11 protein-coding genes are annotated in these 14,276 nt (G+C 63.2%); 10 read left to right on the top strand and 1 reads right to left on the bottom strand.

Annotated elements, in window-relative coordinates:
• The first annotated feature begins 5 nt into the window (after nucleotides 1–5).
• From QR290_RS14500 to QR290_RS14455, 10 genes are all read left to right on the top strand, one after another.
• Entirely contained in the window at nucleotides 6–941 is a 936-nt protein-coding gene (locus QR290_RS14500; protein WP_115077795.1) for a DUF58 domain-containing protein, read from the top strand.
• Nucleotides 941–1,543, top strand: a complete 603-nt coding sequence (locus QR290_RS14495) for a DUF4381 domain-containing protein (RefSeq protein ID WP_115077794.1) — start codon at nucleotides 941–943, stop codon at nucleotides 1,541–1,543. Before QR290_RS14500 ends, QR290_RS14495 begins: the two co-directional genes overlap by 1 nt.
• Nucleotides 1,530–2,522, top strand: coding sequence for a vWA domain-containing protein (locus QR290_RS14490; RefSeq protein WP_115077793.1), 993 nt, complete (start codon nucleotides 1,530–1,532; stop codon nucleotides 2,520–2,522). Before QR290_RS14495 ends, QR290_RS14490 begins: the two co-directional genes overlap by 14 nt.
• Before the next feature lies 1 nt (nucleotide 2,523).
• Nucleotides 2,524–4,104, top strand: coding sequence for a VWA domain-containing protein (locus QR290_RS14485; protein ID WP_289202876.1), 1,581 nt, complete (start codon nucleotides 2,524–2,526; stop codon nucleotides 4,102–4,104).
• Nucleotides 4,101–5,405, top strand: a complete 1,305-nt coding sequence (locus QR290_RS14480; protein ID WP_289202875.1) for a hypothetical protein — start codon at nucleotides 4,101–4,103, stop codon at nucleotides 5,403–5,405. The genes QR290_RS14485 and QR290_RS14480 overlap by 4 nt, the downstream gene beginning before the upstream one ends.
• Complete coding sequence (locus QR290_RS14475) at nucleotides 5,402–6,424, top strand: HAD family hydrolase (protein ID WP_115077790.1); 1,023 nt, start codon at nucleotides 5,402–5,404, stop codon at nucleotides 6,422–6,424. The genes QR290_RS14480 and QR290_RS14475 overlap by 4 nt, the downstream gene beginning before the upstream one ends.
• 53 nt (nucleotides 6,425–6,477) lie before the next feature.
• Nucleotides 6,478–8,052: an arylsulfatase gene (locus tag QR290_RS14470; protein ID WP_289202874.1), complete on the top strand. Its 1,575-nt coding sequence runs from the start codon at nucleotides 6,478–6,480 to the stop codon at nucleotides 8,050–8,052.
• Between the two features lie 194 nt (nucleotides 8,053–8,246).
• The gene (locus QR290_RS14465) at nucleotides 8,247–10,751 is read left to right on the top strand and encodes a fused MFS/spermidine synthase (protein ID WP_289202873.1); all 2,505 of its coding nucleotides are present in this window, start codon (nucleotides 8,247–8,249) and stop codon (nucleotides 10,749–10,751) included.
• Between the two features lie 99 nt (nucleotides 10,752–10,850).
• The gene (locus QR290_RS14460; RefSeq protein WP_289202872.1) at nucleotides 10,851–12,521 is read left to right on the top strand and encodes a J domain-containing protein; all 1,671 of its coding nucleotides are present in this window, start codon (nucleotides 10,851–10,853) and stop codon (nucleotides 12,519–12,521) included.
• Complete coding sequence (locus QR290_RS14455; RefSeq protein ID WP_289202871.1) at nucleotides 12,518–13,513, top strand: DUF3829 domain-containing protein; 996 nt, start codon at nucleotides 12,518–12,520, stop codon at nucleotides 13,511–13,513. Before QR290_RS14460 ends, QR290_RS14455 begins: the two co-directional genes overlap by 4 nt.
• Before the next feature lie 49 nt (nucleotides 13,514–13,562).
• Here the strand turns inward: QR290_RS14455 and QR290_RS14450 are convergent, their stop codons facing one another.
• Nucleotides 13,563–14,234 (bottom strand): DUF3313 domain-containing protein, encoded by a 672-nt coding sequence (locus QR290_RS14450; RefSeq protein WP_115077785.1) that lies wholly within the window; start codon nucleotides 14,232–14,234, stop codon nucleotides 13,563–13,565.
• Nucleotides 14,235–14,276 lie beyond the last annotated feature (42 nt).

The following is a 14,276-nucleotide window of genomic DNA, read 5'->3' as shown; positions in this document are numbered from 1 at the left end:
CTGTTATGGAAACCGCCGACGGGCTGGTCTATGTCTCTCTCGCGCAATTGATGGCGCTGGAGTTCAAGGCCCGTGATTTGAGTTTTCTCGCCCGCCAGCCCCAGGGCAGCATCCTTGCCGGCAATCACGCCTCGCGCCTGCGTGGCCGGGGTTTGAACTTCGATGAATTACGCCGTTATCAGCCGGGGGACGACCTGCGCCACCTCGACTGGCGCGCCTCGTTGCGCACCGGCAAACCAGTGGTGCGCACGTTTACCGAAGAGCGTGACCGCCCGGCGCTGATCGTGGTCGACCAGCGCATGTCGATGTTCTTCGGCTCGCAACGCAGCTTCAAGTCCGCCGTCGCTGCCGAACTCGGCGCACTGGCGGCATGGATGGTGTTCCATGCCGGCGACCGGGTCGGCGGACTGGTGTTCAACGATCAACGCATCGACAGCGTCGCGCCATTGCGCAGCCGTAAACGGGTCGAAGCGCTGCTGAGCCGCATCGCGCAACAGAATCAGGCGCTGAACGCCGGCAACCCGGACGCCGAAGACGAGGATCAACTGGACAAGGCCTTGCAGCGTTGTCTGGCGGTGGCCGGGCATGACCATCTGATCTGCATCGTCAGTGATTTCGCCGGGGCCGGTGAGCGCACCTTGCAGTTGATGCGACAACTGGCGGCGCACAACGACGTGATCGCCCTGCAAGTCTACGACCCTATGGCGCTGAAATTGCCGAGCGACGGTCGGCTGTTGGTGACCCAGGGCCAGTTGCAGGTAGAGCTGGCGGTCGAGAAACGCAGCGTGCACCAGCCATTGGGGGATTTCCTCGGTGGTCGGCTCAAGGACGTCGCCACCCTGCTGCGCCGCAGTCAGGTGCCGCTGATGATGTTCAGCACCGCCGAAGAAGCGCATCAGCAATTACGCGCCGAGCTCGGTAAATCAACGGGTGCAAGGTGATGAATCCGAACGTTCCGGACATCGGACAGCTCAAGGAGCTGGGCCTGCCGGCGCCGGTGAGCTACGCACCGCAGACCTGGGGCTGGTGGGTGTTGCTGACGGTGTTGGTGCTGGCCGCGGTGCTGATCGGTGTGCGGCGTTATCGGCAATGGCGACGGGATCAATATCGGCGTGAAGCGCTGGTGCGGCTGGCGCAATTGCGCGAGCGCAGCGACGACCTGAATGCGTTGCGCGAATTGCCGGAATTGCTCAAGCGTGTGGCGCTTTCAATGCCGAGCTGCAATGTCGTACCTGTGGGAGCGGGCTTGCTCGCGAAGGCGTCAGGCCAGTCAATGAATGTGTTGGATGGTGTTCCCTCTTCGCGAGCAAGTCGAATCGTCGCACCGTCGCCCCCACAGGGTCCGGCGGCGCTGGAGGGACTCGATTGGCAAGCCTTCTTGCAGCGGCACTGCAAAAAGCCGCTGCCGGCGGATTTGAGCGAACAACTGGCGCAACTCGCCTACGCCCCGGACGACGCGTTGCGCGCCCTGCCCGCGCCGCAGCGCCTGGCGTTGTTCGACACCTGCCAATACTGGGTGGAGCGTCATCATGTGGCAGCTTGATTACCCGTGGCTGTTGCTCCTGCTGCCGATCCCCTGGCTGGCCTACCGCTACCTGCCCACCTATCAGGAAGCGCGCAGCGCCGTGCGGGTGCCGTTTTTCGGCGCCATGAGCCGCGCCGTCGGCGAAACCCCGGCCAGTGCCGGCACCCGCAGCAATCACTGGCAACTGTGGCTGAATGTGCTGGTGTGGGCCCTGCTGCTGGTCGCCGCTGCCCGTCCGGTGTTCGTCGAAAAACCCATCGAACGCCAGCAACCGGTACGCGACCTGATGCTCGCCATCGACCTCTCGCAATCGATGGAAACCGAGGATTTCACCAACGCCGCCGGCCAGAAAATCAACCGCCTGGCCGCCGTCAAAGAGGTCGTGCAAGGCTTCATCGACAAGCGCAAGGACGATCGCCTCGGCCTGATCGTGTTCGGCAGCGGTGCTTATCCGCAGGCGCCGCTGACCCTCGATCACGCCAGCCTGTCCCTGTTGCTGGAAGACACCGGCATCGGCATGGCCGGCCCCAATACCGCGATTGGCGATGCCATTGGCCTGAGTCTGAAGCTGCTGGACAAGGCCCATGAACAGGAAAAAGTCCTGATCCTGCTCACCGACGGCAACGACACCAGCAGCGCCATCACCCCCGACCATGCCGCCGAGATGGCCGCCGCCAAAGGCGTGGTGATTCATACCATCGGCATCGGCGACCCCACTGCTTCCGGTGAGTCCAAGGTCAATCTGCAAAGCCTGCAACAGATCGCCCAGGCCACCGACGGCCAGTTCTTCCGCGCCGAAGACCGCACCGCGCTGGATCAGGTCTACAGCACCCTCGACCGGCTCACGCCGCATCAAGTGAAAACCCTCAGCCATCAACCCCAGCGCGAATTGTTTTACTGGCCGCTGGGCACGGCGCTGGTTCTGCTGACGCTGTATCACCTCGGCGCACTGCTGCGCCCAAGGCTGGCGGTTGCACGTCAGCGGCAGGAGGCCTGAGATGGAGATCAATCTCGGCGACTTCCACTTCTTGCGTCCGCTGTGGTTGCTGCTCGCACTGTTCGCGGCGCTGCTGCCGTTGATCTGGCGACGCAGCCGTGATTTGCAGCGGCGTCTGCGCGGCAATATCGCCGAGCATCTGCTGCCACACCTGCTGGTCACCCCACAGGATCACCAGCGCCTGCGTCCGGTGCATCTGTTGTGTGCATTGCTGGTGTTGGGCGCCGTGGCGGCAGCCGGGCCGACCTGGGAGCAGGATCGGCCGGACTTTCTGGAGAATCGTGCGCCGCTGATCGTGGCCGTCGACCTGTCGCCGTCGATGGACGCCAGCGACGTACCGCCCACTCGGCTGGAAGCCGCCAAACACACACTGCACGACTTGATCCAGCGCCGCGCCGGTGCGCGCACCGCGTTGATCGCCTACGCGGGCAGCGCGCATCTGGTACTGCCGGCGACCGATGATCCGGCGTTGCTCGACAGTTTCATTCAGGCCCTGGGCACCGGGCTGATCGACAAACCGGGCAAGAACGTCGGCGCCGTGATCGATCAGGCCAAGCGCCTGCTGAATGCCGAGAAAACCCCAGGCAGCCTGCTGTTGATCACTGACGGCGCCGACACCGCGCAGCTCGATGGACTGGGCAAACAGTTGCAGGGCACCGGGTTGCAAGTGCTGGTGCTCGCGGTGGGCAATCAGGACGGCGGGTTGATTCAGAATGCGGAAGGCCAGCCGCGCACCGACAGCAACGGTCGCCCGGTGCTGGGCAGTTTCGACCCGGCGGCGATCAAGCAACTGGCCTCGGTACTCGATGCGCCGCTGGGCAGTCTGACGCTGACGAACGACGATCTGGACTGGGTCGAACTGCACGCGCAACAGCACTTTCAGAGCGCCAGCGCCGAGCAGCAGGAATTGCACTGGAAAGACGCCGGTTACTGGCTGTGCTGGCCGCTGTTGCTGCTGGCATTGTTCAGTGTGCGCAAGGGCTGGAGCGTGAACTGGATGCCGGCGCTGGCCCTGGCCGTAGGCCTCGGCTGGCCGTCAGCACCGGCGCAGGCCAATGCCCTGACTGACGCGTTTTTCACCCGCGACCAGCAAGGGCGCTGGGCCTTCGAGCACGAGCACTTCCCGCAAGCGGCGGCGCTGTTTGTCGACCCGTACTGGAAAGGCGTCGCGGCCTATCACGCCGCCGACTTCGATCTGGCGCTGGCGACCTTCGCCCGGCTCGACACGCCGCAAGCGTATTTCTATCTGGGCAACATCTACGTGCGCCGCTTCAAGTTCGATCAAGCCATCGCGGCCTATCAGCAAGCGTTGAAGCTGCAACCACAATTCCCCGAAGCCACGGCCAACCTGGCGCTGGCCATCGCCCTGCAAAAAGACACCGAAAGCGCCGAACAGAACGCTCCCGAAACCAAGCCGGACGAGGTCAAGTTCGACAAGACACCGGGCAAAGGCCAGAGCAAAGCCGTGACGACCGAACAGGCGACGTCGGATGCGTTGTGGCTGCAGAACCTCACCACTTCACCGGCGAAATTCCTCCGGCAGAAATTCAGCCTGCAGGATCAGGCGGAGGCCCGGCCATGAACCGGATGCTGATGATTCTGTGCCTGATGAGCGCCCAGGCAATCGCGGCCGAACCGCAACTGCGCGTTCAGGCCCACCTGCAACCCGCCGACGGCATCAAGGTCGGCGCTCTGGTGGAGCTGCAACTCGATGTGCTCACCGACACCTGGTTCACCAGCGCCGCCACCCTGCCCGAGCTGAAGCTCGACGGCGCACTGGTGATGCCGCCGGACGGCCAGGCCCAGCACCTGAACCAGACCATCGACGGCCAGGCGTTCAGCGGTCTGCGCTACAGCTACCTGATCACGCCCAATGCCGCCCGGACCTTCGACATACCGGCGCTGACCGTGCGCGCCACCCCCGGCCAGGCCACCGCTGAAATCAGTGCCCGCAGCCAGCCGCTGCAATTCAGCGCCACCCTGCCACCCGGCTTCAACCCCGGAGAAACCCCGTTGGTGGCGACCGGGCTGCGTTTCAGTCAAACCGTCACCCGGTCGGCCACGCCGCTGAAAGTCGGCGACAGCCTCACCCGCCAGTTGACCTTGCAAGCCGACGGCGCATTGGCCATGGCTCTGCCGGTTCCCGCGCTGAGCGAAGTCAAAGGCCTGAGCCGTTATGTGAAGACGCCGCAAGTCAGCAGCCTCGATGACGGGCGCGGCAATATTCTGGGCGGTCAGCGCATCGACAGCGTCAGCTATCGCATCGACACCGCCGGTGCCCACACCCTGCCGGCCATCGACGTGAAATGGTGGGATTCGCACACGCAACAGATCCGCACGGCACAAGTCCCGGCAGTCACCTTCGAGGCCAGTGCCAACAGCGCCTACAAACCGGTGTTCTCGATCACCGAGGATCTGCGCCAGCTCGGCCAGAACCATCGACTTCACCTGTCCACCCAAGGATTCATCTGGCTCGCCGTACTGGTCGCACTGGGCGTACTCGGTTATCTCGGCCGGCCTGCGCTCAGCCGAGCACGCCGTCAATGGCAGCAGCGCCAGCTCGCGCGGCAACAGGCCCGTCAGCAATCAGCCGACTACGCGTGGCAACAGGTCGCCGGACAACTGGCCGGTCAACCACCTCAGTTGACGGCCCTGTACCTGTGGCTGCGACGTTGCGGTCTGGGCCTGAAACTGACCCACGCCGGACCGCGCCTGCAAGGGCTGTTGCGCAGCCTTTACGGGCGCGATCCGGCCGCTGGGCAGGCACTGGGTCAGCTGCGTCAATCATTGTCTACGCTACACAGTCAGGCCGAATTGCAGCAGACCCGATCGGCCTCGGCCCTGCGCCCGCTCAACCCCGTTCACGAGAAGGATTTCCCATGACGAACCCGATGCTGCATCGCCAACGTTTTGGTCTGGCCCTGTTGTTCGGCCTCGCATTGCCGCTGCTGGCGCAGGCCAGCGAACCGCTGCCGTCGTGGAATGACAGCCCGGCGAAAAAGCACATCATCGAGTTCGTCGAGGCGGTCACCGATCAGGCCGGCAAGGACTTCGTCAAACCCGCCGAACGGATTGCCGTGTTCGACAATGACGGCACCCTCTGGAGCGAGCAACCCGCCTATTTCGAAATCCTGTTCGCGTTCGATGAAGTCAAACGCACGGCACCACAGCACCCAGAATGGAAAACCACTCAGCCGTTCAAGGCTGTTCTGGAAAACGATCACAAGGCCCTCGCCGCTTCAGGCATGGACGGCATCATGAAGATCGTCGCCGCCACTCATTCGGGAATGACCACCGAAGCGTTCGATGACTACGCGAAAACCTGGCTCTCCCAGGCCCGCCACCCGAAAACCGGCAAGCCGTACACCGAAATGATCTTCCAGCCGATGCTGGAAATGCTCGACTACCTGCGCAGCCAGGACTTCAAGACCTACATCGTCTCCGGTGGCGACACCGGCTTCATGCGCGCCTTCGCCGAGAAGGTCTACGGCATCCCGCCGGAACAGGTGATCGGCACCACCTTCGTGACCGCGTTCGAATACAAGGACGGCAAAGCCTCGATCGTGCGCACCGCCAAACTGGCGCACAACGACGACGGCCCGGGCAAACCGGTGAGCATCGACGCCGTGATCGGGCGTCGACCAATCCTCGCCTTCGGCAACTCCGACGGCGACCTGCAGATGCTCCAGTGGACCGCCGCAGGTCCCGGCAAACGCTTCATGGGTCTGGTGCATCACACCGACGCCAAACGCGAATGGGCCTATGACCGAAAATCCGATATCGGGCGCCTGGACAAGGCCCTCGACGAAGCGAATTCCCGAGGCTGGACCGTGGTGGACATGGCGAGCGACTGGCGCCGGATCTACCCGTTCGATCCGCCCGTACCCGAGCAAGTGAAGTAGCAGGAAAAAACGTTTGTCGTGCACCCCACCCCCGCGCTAAAGGAGCAAGTCAGATGACTCGCATACGCAAGTGGATACCCAGGCTAGCCCTGGTGGCGACTTCAGTCATGGCCCTGTCGGCAACCGCCTCAGCGGCCGATAAACCCAACATTCTGGTGATCTTCGGCGACGATATCGGCCAGACCAACATCAGTGCCTACTCGATGGGCGTGGTCGGCTACAAGACGCCGAACATCGACCGGATCGCCAAGGAAGGCATGATGTTCACCGACTACTATGCGGAGAACAGTTGCACCGCAGGGCGATCAACGTTCATCACCGGCCAGACAGCGCTGCGCACCGGCCTGTCCAAGGTCGGCATGCCGGGCGTACCGGTCGGCTTGCAGGCCCGTGACGTCACCATCGCCCAAGCGCTGAAGGCCCACGGTTATGCCACCGGCCAGTTCGGCAAGAATCACCTCGGCGACAGGGACGAGTACCTTCCCACCAACCATGGCTTCGATGAATTCTTCGGCAATCTTTATCACCTGAATGCCGAAGAAGAGCCGGAACGCCCTTACTGGCCCAAGGATGATGCCGAGTTCGTCAAGGCTTCCTCGCCCCGTGGCGTGATCCACAGTTTTGCCGACGGCAAGATCGAAGACACCGGCGCCTTGAACAAAAAGCGCATGGAAACCATCGACGATGAAACCACTGCCGCCGCGCAGGCGTTCATCGAGAAACAGGCCAAGGCTGACAAACCGTTCTTCGTCTGGATGAACACCACCCGCATGCACGCCTTCACGCATGTGCGTGAGTCCATGCAGGGCCAGAGCGGCATGGTCGGCAACGAGTATGCTGACGGCATGCTCGAACACGACGGCGACGTGGGTAAGCTGCTCAAGACCCTCGATGACCTGAAAATCACCGACAACACGATCGTGGTCTACACCACCGACAACGGCCCGAACCAGTGGTCATGGCCGGACGCGGCCACCACGCCGTTCCGCAACGAGAAAAACTCCAACTGGGAAGGTGCTTATCGGGTGCCGGCCATGGTTCGTTGGCCAGGGCATATCAAGCCCGGTGAAGTGTCGACGCAGATGTTCTCCGGTCTGGACTGGTTCCCAACCTTGCTTGCGGCCGTGGGCGATCTCGACATCAAGGATCGCTTGCTTAAAGGCGCGGACGTCGGCGGCAAGAACTTCAAGGTGCATCTGGACGGTTTCAACCAGCTGGACTACCTGACCGGCAAGACCGACAAGAGCGCGCGTAACGAGTTCTACTACTTCAACGATGACGGTGAACTGGTGAGCATGCGTTACAACGACTGGAAGTTCGTTTTCTGCGAACAGCGTGCACCGGGCGGCTTCAAGGTCTGGAGCGAACCGTTCACGTGCCTGCGCGTACCGAAGATTTTCAATCTGCGCATGGACCCGTATGAACGCGCCGACACGGTCTCCGACCAATACTACGATTGGCTGGCGAAAAACGATTACCTGATATTCGAGGGGATAAGCCGGTCCGCCAAGTTCCTGCAGACCTTCGTCGATTACCCGCCAAGCCAGCGTCCGGCGAGCTTCAGCATCGACCAGATCCGCGAGGAAGTGGACAAGAAAATCGAGGAGAAAATGAAAGCGGCCAAGTAAGCCTGCGTGACCGCCGCTCGCCGTCGTTGGCGAGCGGCACTGTTTTCGGCTTGTGACCGAGGTGACTTCAATCGCGAGCAGGCTCGCTCCCACAGGGGATTTGTGGTGTAAACAATTCCATTGTGGGAGCGAGCCTGCTCGCGATGAGACCCGCACCGTCGCAGCCATTCTTGAACCGGAACAAGGCCATCTGCATGTCCTCACGTGTCGCCAGCAAATCCCCGGCCCACCCCGTCCCGCACACCGCCACCGCGGCGTTGCTGATCCCCGCCCTGCTCTTGTGCATCTCCGGCGCTGCGGCGCTGGTTTACCAGGTGCTGTGGATCAAGCAGCTGTCGCTGGTGGTCGGGGTCGAGGTCTATGCGATCACCACCGGGATCAGCGCCTTCTTCGCAGGGCTCGCACTGGGTGGCTGGCTGTTCGGGCGCTGGGCCGATCGACTGCAACAGCCGGTGTTGCTGTATGCCGGGCTGGAAGTGCTGGTGGCGGTGCTGGGCGTCGGCGCGACCTTTGCCATGAGCGTGGCGGCCAGCCCGTTTGCCTGGTTGCAGAACCATGTCGGACTGCTGGCCTGGCTGTTGCCGTTCCTTCTGGTGGGCGCGCCGGCGGTGTTGATGGGCGGCACGTTGCCGGTGCTGGTGCGTTCGCTGGCGGCCAGTCCGGGCAAGGCCGGCGGTCAGTTGTACGCCGCGAACACCCTGGGCGCGATTGCCGGCACCCTGCTTGCGGCGTTCCTGCTGATCGCCACCCTCGGCGTGCGCGGCAGTGCGCTGGCCGCTGCGATGCTCAACCTGCTGGCCGCCGCCGGAGCCTTGGGCTGGCAACGCCTGCGTCCGATGCCGGTCGAAGCGCCAGTCAAACATCACACCGAAAAGGCGCCCGATCGCACCGCCCTGTGGCTGTATTCCATCGCCGGCGGCGTGGCCCTCGGCTACGAAGTGGTGTGGTCGCAGTCGATCGTGCAATTCATGAGTACCCGCACCTACGCGTTCGCCGTGGTGCTGGCGACGTATCTGGGCGGGCTGTTTCTGGGCAGCGCCCTGCTCGCCCGCCGGGTTGAACGGATTCGCGATCCGTGGGGCGTGTTCGGCCTGCTGATCGCCGGTGCGGGATTGATCGCCCTGCTGGAAATCGCCGCGCTCGGCCGCTGGCTGGTGATCGCCCAGAGCCAAGTGGAAATCTGGCTGCTGACCCAGGGCGCCAGTGAACTGGCCGGCATGAGTGCGCGTTTTGCCGTGGCGGCGCTGGTCATCGTGTTTGTCCCGACGTTGCTGCTGGGCGCGGCATTTCCGCTGGCGCTGCGCTTGAGCGTTGGTCACGAGCGCATCGGTCGTGATGTCGGCGCGGTGGTGGCGTTCAACACGCTGGGCGGGATTCTCGGGGTGATGCTCTGCGGTTTTGTGCTGATTCCGCTGCTGGGGCTGGTGCGCACGCTGGGCCTGCTGGCGATCATTGCCGCCGGCATCGGCTGGTTCGCCGTGCGCAAGGGGCATGGCGTGAAGAAAGGCCGGCGTCAGGCCGTGGTCGCGCTCGGGTTGTTGTCGGTGGCACTGGCGGTGCTCACGCCCGTGAACAAACTCGCCAGCCTGCTGCCCGGCGCGCGCAACGGTACGCTCGCTTTCTATGAGGAAGGACGCGGCGGCACGGTCGCGGTGGTCAGTCAGGGCACAGGCCGCAATGCCTTCCAGCGTTTGTACATTCAAGGCGTGTCGAACACCGGCGACGCCATGCCATCGCTGCGCTACATGCGCATTCAGGCATTGCTGCCGCTGTTGATCCACAACGGCGAACCGCGCTCGGCGCTGGTGATCGGCTTCGGCACCGGCATCACCGCCGGCGCGTTGCTGCGTTATCCGGGGCTGGAACACCGTGTGGTTGCCGAGCTGCTGCCGGCGGTGGTCAAGGCCGCGCCGCTGTTCAAGGGCAACTTCAACGCCGCCAGTGACCCCGGCGTCGATGTGCGTCTGCGCGACGGTCGTCAGGAACTGCTGCGCAGTCCCCAGACTTATGACCTGATCACCCTCGAACCACCGCCGCCCTCCGCCGCCGGCGTGGTGAACCTGTATTCGCGCGACTTCTACCAACTGGCCGCCAGCCGCCTCGAAAAACAAGGTCTGGTCGCGCAATGGCTGCCGCTGCCGACCCAGAACATAGACGACTCGCGCTCGCTGGTGCGCAGCTTCCTCGACGTGTTCCCGTACGCGACGCTGTGGACCAGCGAGTTCCACGAAATGCTGCTGGTGGGTTCACTGACGCCCATCGAACTGGACGCCGAAAAAATCACCCGGCGCCTGCAACAGGACAGCGTGCGCGGCGCCCTGCAGGACGTCGGCATCGGCTCGGCGGCGGCGTTGATGTCGACCTGGGTCACCGACCGCGCCGGGCTGGAACGCTTTGCCGCCGACGCACCGGCGGTGACCGACGACCAGCCGCGCATCGAGTACGCGCCATGGGTTCGCACCAAGGAAATCACCCGCGTGCTGCCGGCCCTGCTGGATCTGTACGTCACGCCGCCGCTGGTCAACGCCGATGCCGGTTTCGACGAACGCATGCAAACCCATCGCCAGCGCCTGATGCAGTTCTACCGCGCCAGCCTGCATGCCTACGACGGTGACCGCGATGCCTGGGGACGGGACATTCGCGAGGTGATGCGCGGGGATGGCGGCAATCCGTACTTCCGCTGGTTCGTCGGCGACTGAGCGAGACACGAGGACTTTTCGACGCGAAACAGGTAGGGTGCGCAACATCACAATGCCACCACTGGATCGCGTCGCAGTTTTTATGGAGTTGTCATCGCAATGAGTTGCTGGACCGTCCTTGGCCTGTCGGCCGACGCCGATGTGCGCACTATCAAACGCCAATATACCGTCCTGCTCAAACAGACCCGCCCCGACGATGACCCCGAGGGTTTCCAGCGGCTGCGCGATGCCTATGAACAGGCGCTGGCCTACAAGGAATGGCAGCAGTATCACGAGCAGGATCAGGACGAAGAACAGGAGCAAGCGCAGGACCAAGCGCAGGAACAGGGCATCGAAGAATCCTGGGACCTGAGCGGCCTGACCTTGGTCGAGGTCGACGCCCTGCAACTGGCGACCCGCTCGCTGGACGGGCTCAGCGTTGAAGAGCTGAATCATCGCCATGCCGTTACCCTCGAACAGGGTTGCGCGCATTTCTTCGAAGACACGGTGCTGCATCATTGCATTGAACACCCTGAGACTTCGCAGACGCTGGTGGACTGGGCCATCCCGACCTTCTTCTGGTTCAGCGCCTGGCAACGCCTGGAGCTGGACGAGATATCAATTGATCTGTTGCTGGGTCAACAACGCGCGCGCATTGCGCAACCGATGCGTGATGCCCTTGAACGGGAAGACGTAGAAGAATTTCTTCACGCCTACGAGCGTTGCGCGGACCACAACTGGTTGGCGAGTCAGCAACATCAGCAATGGTTCAACCGTGCCCTGAGCCATTTGCTGCTGGATGCGCCGGTCTGGTCTCCCGAGATTTTCGAACGGGTGCGCGCCGGTCAAGGCTGGCACGGCGGCACGGGCAATCCCTGTCCTGACGGCGAATGGCAACGTCTGCTGGCTCGACAAAATGCGCCGATTTTTGTGGCTCAACAGCAACAGCTGGCCATGGAACCACCCTCCACCCCCGAACACCGCGCCGCCCGCCTGCTGCTGGGCACCGGTTCGTTCAGCGCCCGCCGCGCGCTGGCCCGACGCCTGCGCGAGGACGACTGGGCGCAGTGCCGCAAGTTGAGTTCGGAGCTGTACGCCAATCACCCCAAAGTCTGCGCGCAGATGCCCGGCGGCACGGCGTTTTTCTGGCGTGACTGGGAACTGAGTTTCAATGACTGGCCGACGTATGTGGGCGTGGTGCTGGCCTGCCTGATCGGCGCGTTCACCCATTACATTCCGCTGGGCGTACGCCTCAGCGGGTTGATCAATATCGTCATGATTTCGACCGTGGTGTTTGGCGTGATCGTGGCAGGGCTCAATTGGCTGGTGCACAACGGTGCTCATCGCGTCTGGCGGCTGGACGACCGGCTCAGCGCAAGCCTGTGCCCCGGTGTTTTCAAAGACTCGCCGCCGTTCGGTGTGCTGCGCGACTTCGTGCCCGGCGCGTTGATGGTGGCCGGGCTCGGCTGGTTTTTCGGCCCGATTGCCGGCGTGGTGTACGCCGCAACCCTGGCGACGTTCGGACTGGTACGGCGCTGGCAGTCCCGGCCACGGGTGTCTTGGGAAGAGAGCCGACCTGCCGTGAAAGTCGGCGTGACGATCCTCGCAATTGTGGTGCTGGCCCTCGTGCTCGGCGTGTTCAAGGTGGTCGCCAGCCAAGGCACGGTCAATCGCAATCAGGGTCTGCAACCCTGGACCGAACGCCTGTGCAGCCGCGTGCCGGCCACCACCGCCGAATGCAGCGCACCGGCCACCGTTGAACAGTGGTACGGCAAGGAGGCGCGTCCATGAGCACCCGAGTGATGTTTTGCGTCGGTATCTTCTTCGCGCTGGTGGTGATGGGCCTTACAAGTGCGACACGCCCTTTCCTCCAGCTCGATCTCTGGCTGGACGGGCGCGATGCGCCGGTCACCGCTCAGGCCAATGCCCTGAGCCCGGTGATCGCCTGCGTCAACCGGATCGACGTGCAATGGCGAGCGGCCTACGACCGCTACAAGAATCCTCAACCGCCCTTGCCTCGCGACCAGCGCTGGTTGAAGAGCCTCAAGGATTTCGACGACAGTGACGCGTTCAATGTGCGCGACATACAGCGCGATGTCTGCGGTCAGGGCCTCACGGAAAAACTCGAACTGTTGGCCTGGCAACCCGAGCTGGCGCGACAGGCCAACGAGTATGTCCGGGCGCTGAATCACGTCACGACGACCATTCTTCCAACGCGTTTTTACCGAGAGGCGAGTTTCATCTCCGGGTCGCAACAGCCCTCTCCTGGAGAACTGGCGGCGATCGAGCGCGTTTCACAGGAGTACATCAGCGCCTCGACGGCTCTGCGGCAAAGCCTGCTGCCGCTCGACGCCGCGCAGCGTCCCGAACAGCTCAAGCTGATCGAAGCGCGTCTGGGCAGGGACATTCACTGGGACTTGCTGGCGTACATGATTCAGGCGCGGGAGACCGTCGACGTGCTCGACGAAGCGATGAAAAACCGCACCCTGACCCCGAAATTGCTGGCCGACACCACTGCAAAGCTGCAACAGGCGTGGAACCGTCGCGAACCCTGGCTCGCGCCGCGCACGGGTGGATTCCAGAACAAGACCGATGCCGCGCGGGATCTGTGGCTGCGCATTGGCGAGCCGGGGCAAAACTATCTCGAAGCGTTGAATACCCTGCTGGCAGACTGGCAGAACCACGCACAGCCTCAGCGCCTGAGCGAGGACTATTACGCCGTGACGCGCAGTTACGACGGCTTGCTCAGCCATTACAACCGACTGGCGCGCGCCAGCTTCTGACGCAGCACACACGCCGGATCGCCCTTTGGGGCGACCCGGTGTGCCGGTCTTACTTGGCCTTGAGCTTGAGGTAAGACTGATGCAGATCCGACGCCCAGCCATCGATCACGCTTTTCACGTCATCGGCCTTCATCACCTGCGAATCGTTTTCCAGCGGTTTGCCGGTGCCCTTGCGCACCACCTGCGCCGCCACTTTGTTGGTGCCGCCATCGAGGAACACCGCTTCGGTCGCCAGGGTGGTTTCCTGATCGCGAATGCCGCTGGCGGTGCTGACCGCTGCGGCGACCAGGGCAATCGGAATCACTTCATAGGCATGCAGGCCTTCGGTCTTGCTGCTGACGGCGGTGATGGCCGCGCGCACCACGATCACACCCGGTCCGGGGCCTGAGGCCAGTGGCAGGGATTTGCCCAGCTCACGCTTGAGCGCCTGATCGTAGTAGCTGGTGATGCCGTTGAGGGTCTGCTGCGGAATCTTCACGGTGGGTTGCGGTTTGGGATAGAGCTGGGTCGGTTCGACGTAGACGCTGGTGAATTTGCCGATGTCGATTTTCGGGTCGATCCAGCGCATCACTTCGGCCCCCGACGGGGATTTGGCCTCCCTGAGCTGACTGTAGTCCTTGAGGAAGCCTGAGTACTCGTCGGGTGCGACGGTTTTGCTGGAGCAACCCACTACGCCCAGCGTGGCAATGCACAGGGTGCTCATCATTACGGCTAGCTTCATGCTGTAACTCCTGTCGGAAGGCCGGATTTATTGCATTGGGGA

This window comes from Pseudomonas fluorescens, assembly GCF_030344995.1.
GTDB classification, from domain to species: domain Bacteria; phylum Pseudomonadota; class Gammaproteobacteria; order Pseudomonadales; family Pseudomonadaceae; genus Aquipseudomonas; species Aquipseudomonas fluorescens_BF.
This window is presented reverse-complemented; position numbering and strand designations above follow the sequence as displayed.

What these genes read in the sequence shown, in the direction of transcription:
- QR290_RS14500 (WP_115077795.1), top strand. Translation starts at nt 6, where the DNA reads ATGGAAACCGCCGACGGGCTGGTCTATGTCTCTCTCGCGCAATTGATG.
- QR290_RS14495 (WP_115077794.1), top strand. Translation starts at nt 941, where the DNA reads ATGAATCCGAACGTTCCGGACATCGGACAGCTCAAGGAGCTGGGCCTG.
- QR290_RS14490 (WP_115077793.1), top strand. Translation starts at nt 1,530, where the DNA reads ATGTGGCAGCTTGATTACCCGTGGCTGTTGCTCCTGCTGCCGATCCCC.
- QR290_RS14485 (WP_289202876.1), top strand. Translation starts at nt 2,524, where the DNA reads ATGGAGATCAATCTCGGCGACTTCCACTTCTTGCGTCCGCTGTGGTTG.
- QR290_RS14480 (WP_289202875.1), top strand. Translation starts at nt 4,101, where the DNA reads ATGAACCGGATGCTGATGATTCTGTGCCTGATGAGCGCCCAGGCAATC.
- QR290_RS14475 (WP_115077790.1), top strand. Translation starts at nt 5,402, where the DNA reads ATGACGAACCCGATGCTGCATCGCCAACGTTTTGGTCTGGCCCTGTTG.
- QR290_RS14470 (WP_289202874.1), top strand. Translation starts at nt 6,478, where the DNA reads ATGACTCGCATACGCAAGTGGATACCCAGGCTAGCCCTGGTGGCGACT.
- QR290_RS14465 (WP_289202873.1), top strand. Translation starts at nt 8,247, where the DNA reads ATGTCCTCACGTGTCGCCAGCAAATCCCCGGCCCACCCCGTCCCGCAC.
- QR290_RS14460 (WP_289202872.1), top strand. Translation starts at nt 10,851, where the DNA reads ATGAGTTGCTGGACCGTCCTTGGCCTGTCGGCCGACGCCGATGTGCGC.
- QR290_RS14455 (WP_289202871.1), top strand. Translation starts at nt 12,518, where the DNA reads ATGAGCACCCGAGTGATGTTTTGCGTCGGTATCTTCTTCGCGCTGGTG.
- QR290_RS14450 (WP_115077785.1), bottom strand. Translation starts at nt 14,234, where the DNA reads ATGAAGCTAGCCGTAATGATGAGCACCCTGTGCATTGCCACGCTGGGC.